This is a genomic window from Actinopolymorpha rutila, from assembly GCF_013407855.1.
GTDB lineage: Bacteria > Actinomycetota > Actinomycetes > Propionibacteriales > Actinopolymorphaceae > Actinopolymorpha > Actinopolymorpha rutila.
Genome location: NZ_JACBZH010000001.1, coordinates 1,883,837 through 1,902,388, shown reverse-complemented (window position 1 = coordinate 1,902,388; position 18,552 = coordinate 1,883,837). Strand labels below are relative to the sequence as shown.

Annotated in this window: 19 protein-coding genes; 6 read left to right on the top strand and 13 right to left on the bottom strand. The window is 71.8% G+C overall.

Annotation, left to right across the window (positions count from 1 at the left end):
• Positions 1–36 precede the first annotated feature (36 nt).
• Both F4554_RS08505 and F4554_RS08500 read right to left on the bottom strand, forming a co-directional pair.
• Positions 37–891, bottom strand: coding sequence for an alpha/beta hydrolase (locus tag F4554_RS08505; RefSeq protein WP_202889209.1), 855 nt, complete (start codon positions 889–891; stop codon positions 37–39).
• Positions 892–947: 56 nt separating this feature from the next.
• Entirely contained in the window at positions 948–1,244 is a 297-nt protein-coding gene (locus tag F4554_RS08500) for a hypothetical protein (RefSeq protein ID WP_179786887.1), read from the bottom strand.
• Positions 1,245–1,303: 59 nt separating this feature from the next.
• Between F4554_RS08500 and F4554_RS08495 the strand changes: the two genes are divergently transcribed.
• Complete coding sequence (locus F4554_RS08495) at positions 1,304–1,522, top strand: zinc ribbon domain-containing protein (RefSeq protein WP_179786886.1); 219 nt, start codon at positions 1,304–1,306, stop codon at positions 1,520–1,522.
• Positions 1,523–1,553: 31 nt separating this feature from the next.
• Here F4554_RS08495 and F4554_RS08490 read toward each other — a convergent pair whose 3' ends face one another.
• Positions 1,554–3,605 (bottom strand): hypothetical protein, encoded by a 2,052-nt coding sequence (locus F4554_RS08490; protein WP_179786885.1) that lies wholly within the window; start codon positions 3,603–3,605, stop codon positions 1,554–1,556.
• Between the two features lie 354 nt (positions 3,606–3,959).
• Here F4554_RS08490 and nucS point away from each other — a divergent pair, with 354 nt between their 5' ends.
• Positions 3,960–4,637 carry an endonuclease NucS gene (gene nucS / locus F4554_RS08485; RefSeq protein WP_179786884.1) on the top strand — a complete coding sequence of 226 codons (678 nt, stop codon included), beginning with the start codon at positions 3,960–3,962 and terminating at the stop codon, positions 4,635–4,637.
• On the opposite strand, the gene F4554_RS08480 is transcribed toward nucS, so the two are convergent.
• Positions 4,589–5,581, bottom strand: a complete 993-nt coding sequence (locus tag F4554_RS08480; protein WP_337795929.1) for a helix-turn-helix domain-containing protein — start codon at positions 5,579–5,581, stop codon at positions 4,589–4,591. The two genes, nucS and F4554_RS08480, sit on opposite strands and share 49 nt — an antisense overlap.
• Before the next feature lie 127 nt (positions 5,582–5,708).
• Between F4554_RS08480 and F4554_RS08475 the strand changes: the two genes are divergently transcribed.
• Both F4554_RS08475 and F4554_RS08470 read left to right on the top strand, forming a co-directional pair.
• A complete protein-coding gene (locus tag F4554_RS08475) occupies positions 5,709–6,563 on the top strand; it encodes a phytanoyl-CoA dioxygenase family protein (RefSeq protein ID WP_179786882.1) in 855 nt (284 codons plus the stop codon).
• A gap of 52 nt (positions 6,564–6,615) precedes the next feature.
• Positions 6,616–7,626 carry an FAD-dependent oxidoreductase gene (locus F4554_RS08470; protein ID WP_179786881.1) on the top strand — a complete coding sequence of 337 codons (1,011 nt, stop codon included), beginning with the start codon at positions 6,616–6,618 and terminating at the stop codon, positions 7,624–7,626.
• A gap of 32 nt (positions 7,627–7,658) precedes the next feature.
• On the opposite strand, the gene F4554_RS08465 is transcribed toward F4554_RS08470, so the two are convergent.
• The 4 genes from F4554_RS08465 to F4554_RS08450 form a co-directional block, all read right to left on the bottom strand.
• Complete coding sequence (locus tag F4554_RS08465) at positions 7,659–8,387, bottom strand: GNAT family N-acetyltransferase (RefSeq protein ID WP_179786880.1); 729 nt, start codon at positions 8,385–8,387, stop codon at positions 7,659–7,661.
• Between the two features lie 95 nt (positions 8,388–8,482).
• Positions 8,483–8,752, bottom strand: a complete 270-nt coding sequence (locus F4554_RS08460) for a UBP-type zinc finger domain-containing protein (protein ID WP_179786879.1) — start codon at positions 8,750–8,752, stop codon at positions 8,483–8,485.
• A complete protein-coding gene (locus F4554_RS08455) occupies positions 8,749–10,323 on the bottom strand; it encodes a Na+/H+ antiporter (protein WP_179786878.1) in 1,575 nt (524 codons plus the stop codon). The genes F4554_RS08460 and F4554_RS08455 overlap by 4 nt, the downstream gene beginning before the upstream one ends.
• A 200-nt stretch (positions 10,324–10,523) precedes the next feature.
• Complete coding sequence (locus F4554_RS08450) at positions 10,524–11,393, bottom strand: 3-hydroxyacyl-CoA dehydrogenase family protein (RefSeq protein WP_202889208.1); 870 nt, start codon at positions 11,391–11,393, stop codon at positions 10,524–10,526.
• A 96-nt stretch (positions 11,394–11,489) separates the two neighbouring features.
• On the opposite strand from F4554_RS08450, the gene murA (F4554_RS08445) reads away from it, so the two are divergent.
• Positions 11,490–12,812, top strand: a complete 1,323-nt coding sequence (gene murA, locus F4554_RS08445; RefSeq protein ID WP_179791373.1) for a UDP-N-acetylglucosamine 1-carboxyvinyltransferase — start codon at positions 11,490–11,492, stop codon at positions 12,810–12,812.
• A gap of 42 nt (positions 12,813–12,854) precedes the next feature.
• Here murA (F4554_RS08445) and murA (F4554_RS08440) read toward each other — a convergent pair whose 3' ends face one another.
• A complete protein-coding gene (gene murA, locus F4554_RS08440) occupies positions 12,855–14,135 on the bottom strand; it encodes a UDP-N-acetylglucosamine 1-carboxyvinyltransferase (protein ID WP_179786877.1) in 1,281 nt (426 codons plus the stop codon).
• Positions 14,136–14,331: 196 nt separating this feature from the next.
• On the opposite strand from murA (F4554_RS08440), the gene F4554_RS08435 reads away from it, so the two are divergent.
• Positions 14,332–14,928 (top strand): cob(I)yrinic acid a,c-diamide adenosyltransferase, encoded by a 597-nt coding sequence (locus F4554_RS08435; protein WP_179786876.1) that lies wholly within the window; start codon positions 14,332–14,334, stop codon positions 14,926–14,928.
• A gap of 29 nt (positions 14,929–14,957) precedes the next feature.
• Here F4554_RS08435 and F4554_RS08430 read toward each other — a convergent pair whose 3' ends face one another.
• The 4 genes from F4554_RS08430 to F4554_RS08415 all read right to left on the bottom strand — a co-directional run bounded on the left by F4554_RS08430 (position 14,958) and on the right by F4554_RS08415 (position 18,549).
• Positions 14,958–15,398, bottom strand: coding sequence for a DUF2550 domain-containing protein (locus tag F4554_RS08430; protein ID WP_179786875.1), 441 nt, complete (start codon positions 15,396–15,398; stop codon positions 14,958–14,960).
• A gap of 184 nt (positions 15,399–15,582) precedes the next feature.
• A complete protein-coding gene (locus tag F4554_RS08425; RefSeq protein ID WP_179786874.1) occupies positions 15,583–15,975 on the bottom strand; it encodes a F0F1 ATP synthase subunit epsilon in 393 nt (130 codons plus the stop codon).
• A 199-nt stretch (positions 15,976–16,174) separates the two neighbouring features.
• Positions 16,175–17,632, bottom strand: a complete 1,458-nt coding sequence (atpD, locus tag F4554_RS08420) for a F0F1 ATP synthase subunit beta (RefSeq protein WP_179786873.1) — start codon at positions 17,630–17,632, stop codon at positions 16,175–16,177.
• 5 nt (positions 17,633–17,637) lie between these two features.
• Positions 17,638–18,549 (bottom strand): F0F1 ATP synthase subunit gamma, encoded by a 912-nt coding sequence (locus tag F4554_RS08415; RefSeq protein ID WP_179786872.1) that lies wholly within the window; start codon positions 18,547–18,549, stop codon positions 17,638–17,640.
• Between the last annotated feature and the right edge of the window lie 3 nt (positions 18,550–18,552).

The following is an 18,552-nucleotide window of genomic DNA, read 5'->3' as shown; positions in this document are numbered from 1 at the left end:
TTCGAGTTACGCGCCGCTCGGCGGTCCACCCCTTGCTCAGCCCTCCGACGCGGAGTCACCGGGTACGGGAACGTCGGCGAAGGCAGCCACGGTTCGGTCCGCATAGGCGCTGGCGTCGGCGTACTCCATCGGCCCTGCCCAGGTCGTCGGCAACGGCCCCACCCCGGGCGCCACCCGGGCGACGATCTCGTCCAGGATCCGCTCGGCGTCCCCGACCCACAGGTGCTTGCCGCCGTCGATGCCGACCACTTGCGCCTGCGGGATCGCCGCGAACCGCTCGCGGGCCCCCGCCGGTCGCAGGTAGTCGTCGAACTCCGGTACGAGCGCGGTCAGCGGCTTGCCGGACTCCGCCCACACCGCCAGGTGCTCGGGCCGGGAGAACCGCAGCGACGGCGACAGCAGGATCGCGCCCTCCACCACCGGGTCGCAGCCGTGCATCAGCACCAGGTCCGAGCCGAACGACCATCCCACCAGCCAGATCCGGGGCAGCTCGGCGAACTCGGCGTACTCCAGCGCGGCCGCCACGTCGAACCGCTCGGCGTCCCCTCCGTCGAACTCCCCCTCGCTCACCCCCTGGACACTGCGAGTGCCGCGGGTGTTGAAGCGCACGACGGCGATCCCGGCCAGCGCGGGCAGCCGGTAGGCGGCCTTGCGGTAGATGTGACTGTCCATCATTCCGCCGTGGGTCGGCAGTGGGTGGACGCAGACCAGGGTCGCGACCGGCGCGCGGTCCAGCGGCTGCGCGACCTCACCGACCAGGGTCAGCCCGTCGGCGGTCTCCAGGGCGAGGGGGGTACGCCTGGCCGGGAGGACGCTGTTGGCCCGGATCGGCCGGGCGGAGCCCTCCGGCTGGGCGGTGCGTTCGGCGGGGGTTTCGGCGGAGCTGGTCACCCACCGATTGTCGCCTCCGGGCTCGTGCCGCCCGTCCGCCGGGGGCTGGGACACCCCTAGCGGCGTCGCCGCCGGTCGCGGGCGCGCCAGCAGCCGTTGTGCCAGTGCCGGCGTTCGTCCAGACCGGTGCCGACGAACGACGCGGGATCCACCGGCCACGCCACCACGTGCGGCGTGGCGGGCGGGATCAACTGGTCACAACCGGGACAGCGGTACGGCTTCGTGCTCGTCGAGCCGGTGAGCTTGCGGACCACCCAGTCGCCGTCGGGCCACTCCTCCACCTGCTGGTGACCGCCGTACAGCGGCCGCTGCGGGGACTCGGGGCGGCGGGGTCGCGGGCGGCGGCGGGGCACGGCCCAATTGTCCCTGCTCACCTGTGCCGCCGATCCGCCCGGTCGCCTACCCTGGTCGCGTGCCGCGATACGAGTACCGCTGCCGCACCTGCGGCGACACGTTCGAGCGAGCCCTGCCGATGAGCGAGTCGGGCTCGCCCGCCCCCTGCCCCCAGGGACACGGGGACACGGTGAAGTTGCTGTCCACCGTCGCGCTCGCCGGCCGCGCCGGCACCGGCCCGGCGGCCGCGCCGCCGAGCGGGGGCGGTTGCTGCGGCGGCGCCTGCGGTTGCCGCTGACCCGGGTTCGGGCCGCGCTCAGGGGACGGTCCTAGTACAGCCTGTACGCCCGGATCGAAGTCATCGTCAGCTCACTGCGCTGGTCGTCCTCGGCCAGCGTCCGGAGCGAGACGAAGCGGCCGGGCAGGTTCGGGTGGTGGACCCGCGCCGACCAGTGTCCGGGTGCGCCGGGCGTCGTCGTCACGCGCGTCCAGGTGTGCCCGTCGTCGTACGACACCCACAGCAGCGTCCGGGTCACCGTGCTGGTCACGTCCGGGCTCGTCGTCACCAGGTCCAGCGTGAACGGCCGGCCCGCGCGCGCCCGCCCGAGCAGGTCGAACGCCCCGACCGCCACCGTGTTCAGCAGCGAGATCGGCGCGATGTAGCCCGCCGGCGCGGCGGAGGTGAACTGCCAGTGGCCGGTCACCGTCGTGGCGTATCTCGACCACGGCACGTGCTGGCCGACACGCAGGTCCAGGGTGTACGACGCGCGCGGCTTGGGCTGGACGCCCGCGTTCAGGACGAACGGGTCGGTCGAGGTGGCCACCACGACGCCCGCGCGGCGCAGCGTGCTGGTGGCGGTGATGCCGGTCGAGTCGTTGACCATGAGGGTCCCGTCGCGCAGGGACGGTGACATCGGCTCCATCGAGAAGTTCATCACGCCGTCGCCCTGCCGGTAGCCCCCCGCCTGTGGCCGGAACGCCGCGGGGCTGAACGTGTGCCGGACCTGCTGGCCGGGTGCGTAGCGGAGCGGGTCGCGGACCTCGCTGTACCGGACCTGGGTGGGAGTACTCCGTACGTCGAGCTTGTCCGACCACGCCAGCGACCGGCCGGCGTACCGCGGGGTGAACAGGTGTGTCCGCCGGGCGGGCAGTGGCACGTCGTAGAACCACCCCAGCCCGATGGTGGAGTCGCCGGGCAGCTCCGCCTCGCGGGACCACACACCGTCAAGGTTCAGCCCGCCCCCCGGGACCGCGAACACCGCGTCGTAGCGGGTCAGGGCCGCGTCATGGACGACGTACGCCGGGTTCGCCGGCACACTGCCCTCCTGTCCGAGGAGCAGGTCGTAGGTGACCGCGCCGGCAGCCAGGGAACGGAACACGGTGAACTCGTACGTCCGGCCGGTGACGGTCCCGGTGGCCCGGGCGTAGAGGTGGTTGGGCACGTTGCCCCGCAGGGTCAACAGGGTGGTGAACGGGGTGCCGGCGACGGTCTCCACCAGGCCGAACGTCGTCACGACCGCCCTCGGGGAGGCCGCGTCGACCTTGGTGGTGACCCGGTGTGCCTGCCGGGCGTCCAGCGTCACCGTGGTGTTGGCGGCGACGCTGATCCGCGGGGCCGACAGCAGCGTGTAGCTGGTCGGCGAGGAGGCCGGGGTGGTGGAGACGATCCCGCTGAACGCGTAGGTGCCGGGCGCCAGGTGCGCCACCAGGCCGGTCGAGGCTCCGGTCAGGTCGATCAGGTCGCCGGTGTTCAGGTCGGCGACCACGGTCGGCGAGGGCTGCAGGCGGCTCGGGTCGGTGACGAGCCTGCCCGCGCGGTCGATCACGCGGAGAGTGAGGGTGTACGTGGCCGGGTCCGCCTGCGCGGCGCCGCGCTTCACGGCTCTCTCGGTGACGCCGGCCCGCGCCGGCGTGTCCAGCCAGACGTGGCTCGGCGTACCGGCGAGCCAGCGCCAGGTCTCCCCGGCAGCGGCCTTGGGTTCGGTGACGGCCTGCCCCCGCGGACTCGGCACCGCTCTGCCGGGTCGCAGGGCACGCGGGATCCAGGAGCGTGCCGAGGAGCGTGCCGAGGAGGTTGCCGTGGTTGCGGAGGCAGTGGAGGCCGCGGCGCCCGTCGGGCGGGCGACGACGAGCGGGAGGTGGTCGGTCTGCTCGTCGCCGTAGCCCGCACGCACCAGCCCGGCGACCTCGAACAACCGCGGATCGAGCCGGCCGCTCGCCACCAGAGGGGCCGCGTCGGCCGGTACGACGTTCAGGTCGCGCCCGTGCCGGCGGATGCCGAACGTCATTCGGCTGCGGCCCGGCCCCGGGATCGGGGTGGCGGTGGAAACGCCATCACTTCTGGTGGTGACGCGCACCCGGTCGCCGGTGACCAGTGTCACCTGCCTCACCGTGGCGGGCTTCGCCTGCTGGGCGCCTCGCCCGGCCTCGGGTCGCTCCGCGCGTCCTTGATGGTCCGATCCGGTGAGCGCGGCAGGCCCTGACGGTGCTGCCCCCCACGCACCGGCGGTTCCCAGCGTTGTCAGAAAGACCGTGATCAGGGCAAGCAGAACCGTTCGCTGCCGACGCATTCGATACACCCCCGTGTCAGCGCCGCACCCGGCAAACCGTGCGACGATGCCGGAAGCATTCCACCCAAGGCGGGCGAAGATGCACTTTCGCATTACGCATCCCGCAATCGGCGACCCGACCACGACCCGATTCCTGCTACCGGGCATGCCCTAGGGTGAGGCGTCGTGCGCCTCGTCATCGCCTCGTGCCAGGTCGACTATGTCGGCCGGCTCACCGCCCACCTGCCCCGTGCGAACCGCCTCATCCTGGTGAAGGCCGATGGTTCGGTGTCGATCCACAACGACGACCGGGCGTACAAACCGCTCAACTGGATGAGCCCGCCGTGCAAGCTCGTCGAGCAGCCGGCGACCGACTCCGACCCGGCCCGGTGGACGGTCACCGGCAAGGACGGCGGCCAGCTGGTGATCACGCTGGACGAGGTGCTGCACGACTCCAACCACGAGCTCGGCGCCGATCCCGGGCTGCGCAAGGACGGCGTGGAGGCGCACCTGCAGGAGCTCCTCGCCGACCACCCCGCCACGCTCGGGGAGGGTCTCACGTTGGTGCGGCGGGAGTACCCCACCGCGATCGGTCCGGTCGACCTGCTCTGCCGTGACGCGGGCGGTGCGGCGATCGCGGTCGAGGTCAAACGGCGCGGTGAGATCGACGGCGTCGAGCAGCTCACCCGCTACCTCGAGCTCCTCAACCGCGACCCGTTGCTCGCGCCCGTCCGCGGAGTGTTCGCCGCGCAGGAGATCAAGCCGCAGGCGCGGGTGCTGGCCGGTGACCGGGGCATCGAGTGCGTGACGGTCGACTACGACGTACTCCGCGGGCTGGACGACCCGACCGCACGGCTGTTCTGACGGTAACCACCCGGCGGCACCCCGAACCGCTCCCGGAACACCCGGCTGAAGTGGAACGCGCTGACGAACCCCGAGGCGGCGGCCACGCTGCCGACCGGAAGGTCCGTCGCCTCCAGCAGCCGGGCCGCGTGCCGCATCCGCGCGTCCCGCAGTGCCCGCATCGGCGTACGCCCGGTCTGTGCCGAGAACAGGTGCGCCAGCCGGGACGGTGACAGCGCGACCCGTGCGGCCAGCGACGCGACGGTGTGCGGCGCGGCCGGGTCGGCGACGAGCAGCACCTCGACCCGGCGTACCCGCGGGTCGACGTTCTCCCCGGCTCTCGGTCCGGCCGCAGGTCCGGAGCCGGTCGCGGCCACCGCCGCGGTGGTGAGCACCAGCACCTCCTCCACCCCGCCGAGGGCGAGCTCGCGGGCCGCCACGCCGGTCGCCGCGGCCGGTACGACGTCGCGGCGACGCGGGCTCACCGGGTCCGGCGGCGGGCCCTCGCCCGACCACCGGGCATCGGCGTGCAACCGGCGGAACGCCGACTCCACCCGGCCGCGGACGAACTCCGGCACCTCCGCCACGCGGTAGAGCCGCTCGCCCACCTGGTACGGCGCCAGCCAGCCGTGCCAGCCGGCCCGCGCCGGACAGTGGACCCACCAGAACGACCAGCCCGGCGCGCCCGGCGCCACGGCGTAGTCGTGCGCGAGTTCCGGACCGAGTGCCACCAGGTCGCCGGGCTCGGCACGGACGGTCACCCCGCCCTGCCGGAACCGCCCGCCGCCGGCCAGGGTCCAGGCGAACAACCAGCTCGGCGCACCCCGCGCCCGGTGCACGGCGTACCCGCCGCCGACGTCGAAGCGTGCGGCCACCACCAGCTCCGCCGGAGGCGCCGGAGTCCCCTCGCCGTCGTCGGCCCCCATAGGACCGACAGCAGGATCGGGCAGGTCGGCAGCGGTCACGGGCATCCCCAGCCGCCGGGTCGCGCCGTACCGTCAGGAGTCACAGGCAGTTCCATCAGGTACGACCGTACTCACGTGCGACCTGAGCCGGCACCGAGCCGACACCGAGCCGAGGAGGCCCTCCACCATGACGGACGTCCGCACCAGCGCTCCCACCGCGCCCGTGCGCGAGCGAGGAGGCGAACCCGTCGCCGCCGCGGCCCGGCAGTTCGCCGAGGACGGCTTCACCATCATCCGGTCGCTGTTCTCGCCCGAGGAGATCGCCGAGCTCCAGGACGAGTTCACGGCGCTGCACGCGCGGGGCCCGGTGCCCGGCCACTTCGAGCCGCGGCCCAACTCGCCCGGCGAGCCGGTGGACGTGCTGCGCGAGTACCCCCGGGTGATGCACCCCCACAAGATCAGCGCCGTCGCCCGGCAGTACCTCCTCGACGCCCGGCTCCGGGTGATTCTCAGCTACCTCCTCGACGAGGAGCCGCTGGCCGCGCAGAGCATGTTCTACTTCAAGCCGCCGGGCGCGCGCGGGCAGGCGCTCCACCAGGACAACTTCTACCTGCGCGTCGAGCCGGGCACCTGCGTGGCGGCGTGGGTCGCCTGCGACGTGATCGACCGGGACAACGGCGGGCTGGAGGTCGTACCCGGCACGCACCGGATGGACGTGTTCTGCCCCGAGGACGCCGACCCCGAGGTGTCGTTCACCAAGGAGTACGTCCCACCGCCGCCCGGCCTCGCCGCCGTGCCGGTCGACCTGCAGCCGGGCGACGTGCTGTTCTTCAACGGCAGCCTGGTGCACGGCTCGGGACCGAACACCACCACCGACCGGTTCCGGCGTTCGTTCATCTGCCACTACGTCGGGCGGGACTCCTGCGAGCGGATCTCGCCGTGGTACGCCACGCTCACCATGGACGGCGACCCGGTGGAGCTGCCGGAGAACCTCGGCGGCGGCCCCTGCGGCACCGAGACCGACGCCGCCGGTCCGCACTAGGCAGAACCCAAGGCACTTCGCAACCCGCCTCGGCTCGGGCATCATCGGTGACATGGCGACCGAGCCGGTGACAGAGCGTGTGCCCGAGCCGGTGTCGACCACCACCACCCCGAGCCCCCAGGGGCGGCGGGTGCTGGTGGTCGGCGCCGGAGTGGTCGGGCTGACCTGTGCGGTGGCGCTGGCCGAGGACGGGTTCGAGGTCAACGTCGTGGCGCGCGACCTGCCGCCGGAGACGACGTCCTCGGTGGCCGCCGCGCTGTGGTTCCCCTACCGCGCGCTCCCCCAGGACCGGGTGACGGCCTGGGCTGCCACGTCCTACGACAGGTTCGCCCGGCTGGCGCGCGAGGACGAGTCGGCCGGCGTCGACCTGGTTCCCGGCGCCGAACTGGTCCGTACTCCGGGCGGCGAACCCTGGTGGGCCGCCGCGGTGCCCGGCCTGCGAACGCTGACCGACCCGCCCGACGGGTACGCCGGCGGCTGGGAGTTCCAGGCGCCCGTGGTGGACACCGGCAGCTACCTGCCCTGGCTGGTCGCCCGGCTGGGCGCGCTCGGCGGGACGCTCACCCGGCAGGCGCTGCCCGCCCTCCCCGACAACGCCCCGATCCTGGTCAACTGCACCGGGCTGGCCGCCCGAGCGCTCGCCCGGGACCGCTCGGTGACACCGGTCCGCGGCCAGCTCGTCGTCCTGGACCAGGTGGGTGTCACCCGCTGGTGGGCCGACGACACCGAGCCCGAGCGCCCGCTGTACGTCGTACCCCGGCGCCGTTCGGTGGTCGTCGGCGGCACCGCCGAGCCCGACGACTGGGACACCCGGCCCCGGCCGGAGACCACCCGGGACCTGCTCGCGGCCGCCGCCCGGCTGGAGCCCGCGCTGGCCCACGCGCGGGTGCTCCGCGAACGCGTCGGGCTGCGGCCGGCCCGGCCGAGCGTGCGAGTGGAAGCCCAGGCGAGTGAGCCCGGCCGGATGGTGGTGCACTGCTACGGCCACGGCGGCTCCGGCGTCACCGTGTCCTGGGGCTGCGCGGCCGAGGTCGTCGGACTGGTCCGCGCGCACGTCGGCTGACCGGCCCGGCCACTCCGGCCTACTGCTCCGGCCTACTGCTCCGGGCGCAACAGGACGTGGGTGTCCACCGGACGGAACCCGATCCGGCCGTACAACCGGTGCCGGTGCGACTGCGCGCTGAGCCACACCGCGCGCGGCTGCAGGCCGAGGGCGTACCTCGCCGCGGCCGCCGAGATCGCCGAACCGATGCCGCGGTCACGCCACTCGGGCAGCACACCGACCGCCGAGACGTACGCCGTACCCGCCACCTCCCGGATCTGCGCACAGGCGACGGCCACACCGTCGACCCGGCCGACCAGCAGGTGGTAGCTGGGCGAGGCGAGCACCCCGGGCGTCACCAGCGGGGCGAGCTCCGCGCCGTAGACACCGAGGAACTCCTCCGCACTGTCCGGCGCACCGACGGTGAGCCCGGCGACCGGGGCCGCCGCCGCGAGCCGGGCGACGCTGCCCAGGACCAGGACGGGAAGCTCCAGCCACGGCCGGAACCCGCGCCGGGTGAACTCCGGCTGGCCGGCGTACCTCGCCCGGGTGGTCACCGCCCACTGCCCGCGCACCGCCGCGTGCGCGTCCAGCCACTCGATCGCCTGGTCCAGCGCGGACGCCGACGGCGGCCCCATCGCCTTGGCCTGGGTCGCCCACGGCTGGTCGATCGGGTAGCTCACGCAGGCGATGCCGGCCACCACGGCGCTGGCGCCGCTGTCGGCGGGTACGTCTGCCAGTGCCGCCTCGGCGCGGGCCAGCAGATCGGCGAGGTCGGTCATCGCCGGACCTGCCGGAGCCGGGGTGATCGTACGGGTGCCACGCCGTCACCCTAACGATCACGACCGCCGAGGTCCTCCCCGTTTTCCGGTGGAGGTCAGCCGATCCGCTGGTCCACGTAGCACCAGCGCCAGGCCTCCCCGCGTTCGAACGACCGGATCACCGGGTGCCCGGTCTCGTGGTGGTGCGCGGTCGCGTGCTTCCACTGGGAGGAGTCGCAGCAGCCGACGTGGCCGCAGGTCAGGCACAACCGCAGATGCACCCAGTCGTCGGTGCCCTGCGCCAGGCACTCCTCGCAGCCCTGCGGCGTCCTCGCGGTCACGTCGTCGCTCGCCTGTGCAAGGTGCGTACAGGTCGGGCTGGTCATGAGTCGTCGTCCTCCTGTCGGCCGCGAGCCATCATCAACTGTTCCAGGTCCAGCTCCCGCTCCACCTGGCGCAGCACCTCCTCCGGGATCCGCTTCTCGTCCCGGGCCTGGACGAAGACGCCGCGCTCGGCGTCCAGCATTCCCAGGCGCAGCCGGCGCATGGTCTCGGTGGGGGGTTCGCGGTCGGGGTCGCCGAGGCGTTCCCAGACCTGGTTGGCGCGGATCTCGGCCGAGTCGCGCAGCCGGTCGACCACGTAGTCGGGGGCGTCGCCGCGGTCGTCGTCCAGCCGGGCCAGGGCCGCGCGCATGGCGTCCTGGCGTACTTCCGCCTCGGCCAGCAGGTCCTCACGCGGGTCGTCCCGGCCGACACCCACCAGTCGGACCACCGCGGGCAGCGTCAGCCCCTGCGCGACCAGCGTCACCAGGATGACCACGAACGCGATGAACACCAGCAGGGCGCGGCCGGGGAACTCCAGCGGGAGGCTGAGCGCCGCCGCCAGCGTCACCACGCCGCGCATCCCGGCCCAGGCGACCACCACGACGTTCGGCAGCGGCGGATAGGCGTGGTGTGCCCGGTCCAGGCGCAGCATCGGTGGCAGGTACGCGCCGGGGAACACCCACACGAACCTCCCGACCACGACGGTGGCGACCACCGCCACCGTCGCCGCGGTCACCAGTTGCCAGCCCGACGACAGCGCGTCCACCACCGACCGCATCTGCAGCCCCACCAGGAGGAACAGCGTTCCTTCGAGCAGGAACTGCGTCACCTTCCACACCGCGTCGATCTGCACCCTGGCCGCCGGGTCGAACATGCGGTCGCGCCGGTGCCCGAGGTACAGGCCACAGGTCACCACCGCGACGATGCCGGAGGCGCCGATGAAGTTTGCGGGTACGAACGCCAGGAACGGCGTGAGCAGGGAGATCGTGTTGTCCAGCAGCGCGTCCCGGGTGCGCTGGTGCAGCCACCGGGCGAGTACGGCGACCACGCCACCGATCGCCAGCCCGCCGAACACGGACAGGCTGAGCTGGCCGACAGCGCCCGCCCACGTCACCGTCGTACCAAGGGCAGCCGACACCGCCACCCGCAGCGCCACCAGTGCGGTGGCGTCGTTGACCAGGCTCTCCCCCTCCAGGATCGTCACCACCTGGCGGGGTAGGTGCAGCCGGCGGGCGATCGCGGTGGCGGCCACCGCGTCCGGCGGCGCCACCACCGCCCCCAGCGCGAACGTCGCCGCCAGCGGGATCGACGGGACGACCGCGTGCAGGACCAGCCCGACGATCGCGGCGATGAACAACACGTGCCCGAACGCCAGCAGCACGATCGGGCTCAGATTGCTCCGGAACGCCGGCAGCGAGGTGCGGATCGCGGCGATGTAGAGCAGCAGCGGCAGGATGCCCTCGAGGACGAGTTCGGGCTCGAGGTGGATTTCGGGACCGACCGGGATGAACGAGAACGCGACGCCCGCGACCACCAGCAGGATGGGGGCGAGCAGGCCGGTCCGCCGTGCCAGCCCGGAGACCAGCCCGACCACCGCCAGCAACAGAACAACGTCGAGCAGGCCCTCGCGCACGTCACGAGACTAGCCGGGGGAACAAAACCCGCCCGGACCGCCGTGACCTGCACTTCCGCGCCCCTTCGCCACATCCACTCCGCGGATTCTTCCGCGGAAGAATCCGGACGGGCTCCGGACAAGGGGAGGTGGGAAGACCTACGGGGCCTGTGACACCCGTAGGTCTTCCCACCTCCCCGAACGCGCAGTCCGACGGTGCGTCAGGGCTGGTCGTAGTCGTAGAACCCGCGCCCGGACTTGCGGCCCAGCTCGCCGGCCTCGACCATCCGGCTCAGCAGCTCCGGGGGGAAGAACTTCGGGTCGGCCGTCTCGTCCCAGATGTTCTGGGTCGCGTGCCGCAGGACGTCGACGCCGGTCAGGTCGGTGGTGGCCAGCGGACCCATCGCGTGCCCGAACCCCAGCTTGCAGGCGGTGTCGATGTCCTCGGCGGTCGCGACGCCGTCCTCCACCAGGCGGACCGCCTCCATCACCAGGGCGGAGATCAGCCGGGTGGTCACGAAGCCCGCGATGTCGCGGTTGACCACGACGCAGGTCTTGCCGACCGACTCGGCGAACTCCCGCGCGCGCTCCAGGGTCGCGTCGGAGGTGCGGTGGCCGCGTACCAGCTCACACAGCCGCATCATCGGCACCGGCGAGAAGAAGTGCGTGCCCACCACCGACTCCGGGCGGTTGGTGGCGGAGGCGATGCGGGTGATCGGGATCGCGGAGGTGTTGGTGGCCAGGACCGTGCCGTCGGGGCAGATCCGGTCCAGCTCGGCGAACACCTCGCGCTTGACGTCGAGGCGTTCGAACACCGCCTCCACCACGATGCCGGCCTTGGCGACCGCGTCCAGGTCGGTGGTCGTGGTGATCCGCTCCAGGGTCGCCTCGACAGCGTCCTCGGGGAGCTTGCCCTTGCGCGCGAACGTCTCCAGCGACCGCCGGATGCCGGCCGTCCCACGTTCGAGCGCGTCGTCGGTGACGTCGCGCAGGATGACCTGCCAACCGGCCTTGGCCGCCACTTGCGCAATCCCGGATCCCATCAATCCGGAACCGACGACAGCCACCGTGCGACTAATGAGTTCCGTCATGCAGGCACCTTACGAGAAGACGGCGACCAACATGGTGAGTCGCATCGTCGCGAAAGTCGCGGCGTACGACCACCAGGAGGGAGACGTGTGAGCCGAATGAACGCGGACACCATGGTGGTGTCGGGTGGCACGCCACTGGCCGGAGAGATCCCCGTACGCGGGGCCAAGAACCTCGTCCCCAAGGCGATGGTGGCGGCCGTGCTCGGCGACCAGCCGTCGACCCTGACCAACGTCCCCCGGATCAGTGACGTCACGATCGTCCGCGAGCTGCTCGAGCTGCACGGGGTGACCGTGCGCGACGGGGCCGACGGGCCGCACTCGCTGGTCCTCGACCCCTCCCGCGTCGAGCAGGCGACGATGGGCGACATCGAGGTGCACGCGGGTTCCAGCCGGATCCCGATCCTGCTCTGCGGGCCGCTGCTGCACCGCATCGGGCACGCGTTCATCCCCGACCTCGGCGGCTGCAAGATCGGCGACCGGCCGATCAACTTCCACCTGGACGCCCTCCGGCAGTTCGGCGCCGTCGTGGACAAGCGGCCCGAGGGCCTGCAGATCACCGCGCCGAACGGCCTCACCGGGACCCAGCTCGAACTCCCGTACCCCAGCGTCGGCGGCACCGAGCAGGTGCTCCTCACCGCCGTCCGCGCCCAGGGGGTCACCGAGCTGCGCAACGCCGCGGTCGAGCCGGAGATCATCGACCTGATCTGCGTCCTGCAGAAGATGGGCGCGATCATCAACCTCGACACCGATCGGGTCATCCGCATCACCGGCGTACGCCGGCTCGGCGGCTACATCCACGAGGCGCTGCCCGACCGGATGGAGACGGCGTCCTGGGCCTGCGCGGCCCTGGCCACCGGTGGCGAGGTGTTCGTCCGCAATGCCCGCCAGGTCGACCTGATGACGTTCCTGAACGTCTACCGCCGGGCCGGCGGGGAGTTCATGGTCACCCACGAGGGCATCCGGTTCTGGCACCCGGGCGGCAAGCTCAACGCCGTGGCGCTGGAGACCGACGTACACCCCGGCTTCATGACCGACTGGCAGCAGCCCCTGCTGGTCGCACTGACCCAGGCGACCGGGCTGTCGATCCTGCACGAGACGGTGTACGAGAACCGCCTGGGCTTCACCGAGGCGCTGGTCCGGCTGGGCGCGCACATCCAGGCGTTCACCGACTGCCTGGGCGCGACGCCGTGCAGGTTCGGCCGGCGCAACTACACCCACTCGGCGGTGATCTCCGGCCCCACCTCGCTGCGCGGCGCCGACCTCACCGTGCCCGACCTGCGGGGCGGCTTCTCGTACATGATCGCGGCGCTGGCCGCGCAGGGCAGGTCGACGCTGCGCGGGATCGACATCTTCGCCAGGGGGTACGAGAACTTCCTGCCCAAGCTGGAGGGACTCGGCGCCCAGGTGGACGTCCACTGACCGTCCGGTGACCGCCGGGCCGGTGACCGCCGGTCCGGTCGTTCAGCCGAGGTCGACGTTGTCCGGCTCGCGCAGCACTTCGGCACCCAGGCCCTGGAGTATCTCCACCAGGCGGGGGTAGCCGCGGTCGAGGTGGTGTACGCCGGACACCAGCGTCTCCCCCTCGGCGACCAGCCCGGCCAGCAGCAGGCCCGCGCCCGCCCGGATGTCGGTCGCCTCCACCGGTGCGCCGGACAGCGCCGGGCGTCCCCGGATCACCGCGTGGTGCCCGTCGGTGCGTACGTCCGCGCCCAGCCGGGCCAGCTCCTGGACGAACCGAAACCGCCCGTCGAAGAGGTTCTCGGTCACCATCGAGGTGCCCTCGCTGATCGCGGCCAGGGCCACCATCATCGCCTGCAGGTCGGTCGGGAAGCCGGGGTACGGCAGCGTCACGATGTTGACGGCCCGCGGCCGTCCGTCCATCGCCACCGTAAAGCTCACCGGCCCGGTCCGCACGGACGCGCCGGCCCGGACCAGCTTGTCCAGCACGATGTCGAGGTGGTCGGAGCGCGCGTCCCGCAGGGTGACCTCCCCACCGGTCACGACGGCGCCGATCGCCCAGGTGCCGGCGACCATCCGGTCCGGCACCACCGTGTGCTCGACCGCCGACAGATCGGCCGGCCCCTCCACCTCCAGCGTGGAGGTGCCGATCCCGCCGATCTTCGCGCCCATCTTGGTGAGCATGTCGGCGATGTCGACGATCTCCGGCTCGCGGGCGGCGTTGTCGATCAACGTCGTACCGCGGGCGAGGGTGGCGGCCAGCAGGAGGTTCTCGGTGGCACCGACGCTCGGGAAGTCCAGCAGGATGCTCGCGCCGTGCAGACCCGCGGGCGCCTCGGCCACCACGAAGCCGTGCTCCACGCCGATCTGGGCGCCCATCCGCTCCAGCCCGGACACGTGCATGCCCAGGCCTCGGGAGCCGATACTGTCACCGCCCGGCAACGCCACCTTCGCCCGGCCACAACGGGCCACCAGGGGGCCGAGCACCGTGATCGAGGCCCGCAGCCGGCGTACGAGGTCGTAGTCGGCCTCGTGGTGGATGGACTCCGGGACGTCGATGACGAACGTCCCGTTGTCGAACCCCGAGGTGTCGAGCTCGCAGCCCATCCGTTTGAGCAGGGCACCCATGAACTTCACGTCCAGGATGTCGGGCACGTTGTGCAGGACCGTACGCCCCTGGGTGAGCAGCGACGCCGCCATCAGTTTCAGCGCGCTGTTCTTGGCGCCGCTGACCGGCACCTCGCCCTCGAGCCGGTTGCCACCGCGAATTCTCAGCCGTTCCACCCGTGCATGCTATGAGCCCCCGCCCGGGCGCCGCGCGGCACACTCGTGCTTCGGGACGAGACCACCCCCCGGGGGTGAGGTGCTGCGACACCGACCGTGACCGTGACCGGGCCCGGCACCCGGCCCCCCGCGACGCGCCGGGCGGGTGTCGGCGCCCTGGCCTCCCGATCCGTACGACACGTCCTAGGCTGCGGACATGGTCAACCTCACTCGGATCTACACCCGCGCCGGAGACGGCGGGCGGACCAGGCTGGTCGACAACAGCCAGGTCACCAAGACCGACCGTCGGCTGGCGGCGTACGCCGACGTGGACGAGGCCAACGCGAGCATCGGCACCGCGCTCGCCCTCGGCCACCTGGCCGAGGACATCGCGGCCGTGCTGGTGGAGGTGCAGAACGACCTGTTCGACGTGGGCGCCGACCTCGGCAACCCGGTCGATCCGGACGCCGAAGCCGGCGCGGCCCTGCGGATCACCCCGGAGTACGTCGAACGGCTCGAGGCGCACTGCGACGCGTTCAACGAGCGGGTCGAGCCGCTGCGCTCCTTCGTGCTCCCGGGCGGGACGCCCGGCGCAGCCCTGCTGCACACGGCCCGCACGGTGACCCGGAGGGCCGAGCGCACCGCGTGGGCGGCCTGGGAGGAGCACGCGGACACGATGAACGCGGCCACGATCAAGTACCTCAACCGGCTGTCGGACCTGCTGTTCATCCTGGCCCGGGTGGCCAACGCCGACCGGGGAGACGTGCTGTGGCAGCCCGGCGGCGGGCAGGCCGACCAGCCGGGGCGCTCCTAGGGTCGTTCCCGCGGGTCTGTCCCGCGGCCTCAGAGCGGTGCGGGCCGGCGGCCCGGCGGGGCCGCCTCCAGCCAGACCAGGAAGCCGGTCAGCGCGTCCTCGGCCATCGCCAGCTCGATCGTCCGGCCTGCCTGCTCACACTCGACCACGACGTGACCGGCGTAGAGGCCGAGGGCCTCGTTGGCGGCCGGGTCGCGGCGGGCCTGGACGATCAGGTCGTTGCGGGAGAACGACCGACGGGGCCGGAAACCGTACGAGAACACCGGAAACCAGTCCACGCTGTCCCCGGCGTACCGGGCGATGCCGAGTGACCAGCCCTTGCCGTTGGCCTGCTTGTGCAACCTGAGGCTGGAGTCGAAAGTGCCGCCGCCGCGTTGCAGCAGGCGGCGGCGAAATGCCAGACCGGCGAGACACACGAGGACGAGCGCGAGGCTCAGCCCGGCGATGTCGAGGATGATCTCGATCACCATCTGCAACCGCCCGGACAGCGACGCCTTCGGGCGGGACGGCAGGAAGCAGCGAAGCGGTGCGAATCGGCGAAGCGGGGCGTACCGGAGAGACGGAGTCCTCCGGTACGAAGGTAGGGCTCACAGGAGGGCGTGCGCGGCGCGGCCGCATGACCTGTCGCTGGCACACCCACCCCCGTCCCGGCCGTCAGGAAGCCATCTCGACAGCACGTACGCGGGCCTCGGCGCGGCGTACGTGTTCGAGAGCTTCCTGGTCGTTCTCGCCGGCCGTACGGGCCCGTTCCAGCTCCCGCCGCGCCTCCTCGAGATCGATCTCGTGGGACATCTCGGCGTATTCGGCGAGGATGGACACCCGGTCGTTCGCGACCGAGAGGAAACCGCCCTGGACCGCGGCCACGTAGATCTCCGACCCCGGCGTGCGTACCTCGACCACGCCGTCGACCAGGAGACCGAGGACCGGTGCGTGCCCGGGCAGGATCCCGATGTCACCTTCGGACGTACGGGCGATGACAGTCGTCGCTTCGCCCGACCAGACCGTGCGGTCCGGTGCGACCAGCTCGACGTGCAGGGGCTCTGCCACCGTGAATCCTCCTGGCCTGAATTCGTTCTTGCCTGAATTCGTTCTGTGGAGAATACCCGCTCCCGGGCATTCCACTTCCGGCTACCCCGCACCGTCGAACCTGTGCCGATTCGGTGCTGGATCCGCCGATAAGGCCTCCCAGGCGACCTGCGCCCGGGAGGCCCCAATCGTCACATCTGTGCCGCGCTCTGCGAGCCGGTCAGAGGTCCTTCTGGATCTCCGCCCACTTGCGCTCCACGTCGTCCAGACCACCGACGGAGTAGAACGCCTGCTCACCCACGTGGTCGTACTCGCCGTCGCAGACCTTCTTGAAGGCCTCGATGGTGTCCTCCAGCGGGACGAACGATCCCTCGATGCCGGTGAACTGCGTGGCCGCGAAGGTGTTCTGGGACAGGAACCGCTGCAGCTTGCGCGCCCGGGCCACGGTGATCTTGTCTTCTTCGGGAAGCTCGTCGATACCGAGGATGGCGATGATGTCCTGCAGTTCGCGGTTGCGCTGCAGGATCTGCTTGACCCGGATGGCCGTGTCGTAGTGCTCCTGGGAGATGTAGCGCGGGTCCAGGATGCGCGACGTCGAGGTCAGCGGGTCGATGGCCGGGTAGATCGCCTGCGCGGCGAGGTCCCGGGAGAGTTCGGTGGTGGCGTCGAAGTGCGTGAACGCCGTCGCCGGAGCCGGGTCGGTGTAGTCGTCCGCCGGCACGTAGACCGCCTGCATCGAGGTGATCGAGTGCCCACGGGTGGAGGTGATCCGCTCCTGCAGGAGGCCCATCTCGTCGGCCAGCGTGGGCTGGTAACCCACCGCCGACGGCATCCGGCCGAGCAGGGTCGACACCTCCGCACCCGCCTGGGTGAAGCGGAAGATGTTGTCGATGAAGAGCAGCACGTCCTGACGCTGCACGTCGCGGAAGTACTCCGCCATCGTGAGGCCGGCCAGCGCGACCCGCAGCCGGGTGCCCGGCGGCTCGTCCATCTGGCCGTACACGAGCGCGGTGTCCTTGATGACGCCGCTCTCGTCGAACTCGAGGATGAGGTCGTTGCCCTCACGGGTGCGCTCACCGACGCCCGCGAAGACGGAGGTGCCACCGAAGTTGCGGGCGACCCGGATGATCATCTCCTGGATGAGCACCGTCTTGCCCACGCCCGCGCCACCGAACAGGCCGATCTTTCCGCCCTGGACGTACGGCGTGAGCAGGTCGATCACCTTGATACCGGTGACCAGCATCTCGGTCTTGCCCTCGAGCTGGTCGAACGGCGGGGCCTGCCGGTGGATCGGCCAGCGCTCGGTGATCTCGAGCTCCTCGCCCTCCACGGCGTTCAGGCACTCACCGGCGACGTTCCAGACGTGCCCCTTGGCCACGTCACCGACGGGTACCGTGATCTGGCCTCCGGTGTCGCGCACCTCCTGGCCGCGCACCAGACCGTCGGTCGGCTGCAGGGAGATCGCCCGGACGAGGTTCTCACCCAGGTGCTGCTGCACCTCGAAGGTCAGTGTCTGGCGCACGTCGCCGAGGGTGATCTCGGTCTTCAGCGCGTTGTAGATGTCGGGGATCGCGCCGGCGGGGAACTCGACGTCGACGACCGTGCCGATCACGCGTGCGACACGGCCGACGCCGGCAGCCGACTTCTCGGCGGTGTTCTCGCCAATCGTGGCAGTCATCTCTCTCACTCACTCCCAGCGCTTGTCTCGGCGAGCGCGCTCGCGCCACCGACGATCTCGCTGATTTCTTGGGTGATCTCGGCCTGGCGGGCCTGGTTTGCTTCGCGGGTGAGCGTACGGATCAGCTCCTCCGCGTTGTCGGTGGCCGACTTCATCGCACGCTGGCGGGCCGCGAGCTCACTCGCCGCCGCCTGCAGCATGCAGTGGAAGATGCGGTTGTCGACGTAGCGCGGCAGCAACGCGTCCAGCACCTCGGCGGCCGAGGGCTCGAACTCGTACAGCGGCAGCACGTCCTCCTCCGCCGGGGGCTCCTCGCCCTCGACGACCTCCAGCGGCATCAACCGGATGACCTCCGGCCGCTGCGTCATCATGCTGACGAACTGGGTGTAGACGATGTGGATCTCGTCCACCCCGCCCTCTTCGGAGCCGGCCAGGAATGCCTGGGTCAGCTCCTGGCCGACCGTGCGGGCGTCGTCGTAGCTCGGACCGTCGGAGAAACCGGTCCACTGCCCGGCGATCTCGCGGTTGCGGAAGCGGTAGTAGGCCACCGCCTTGCGGCCGCAGAGGTACGGAACGACTTCCTTGCCCTCGCCGCGCAGCAGCTCACCGAGCCGCTCGCCCTCCCGCAGCACGCTGGAGGAGTACGCCCCGGCCAGCCCGCGGTCGCTGGAGATGACCAGCACGGCCGCCCGGCGCGGGTTCTTCCGCTCGGTGGTGATCGGGTGGTCGACGTGGGAGAACGTCGCCAGCGCGGACACCGCGCGGGTGAGCTCCCGGGCGTACGGCGTGGCCGCCCGCGAGCGCTCCTGCGCGCGGCGGATGCGCGACGCGGCGACCAGCTCCATCGCCCGGGTGCTCTTCTTGATCGTCGTCACCGCACGGATGCGCTGACGATAGATGCGGATTTTGCCTGCCATGGC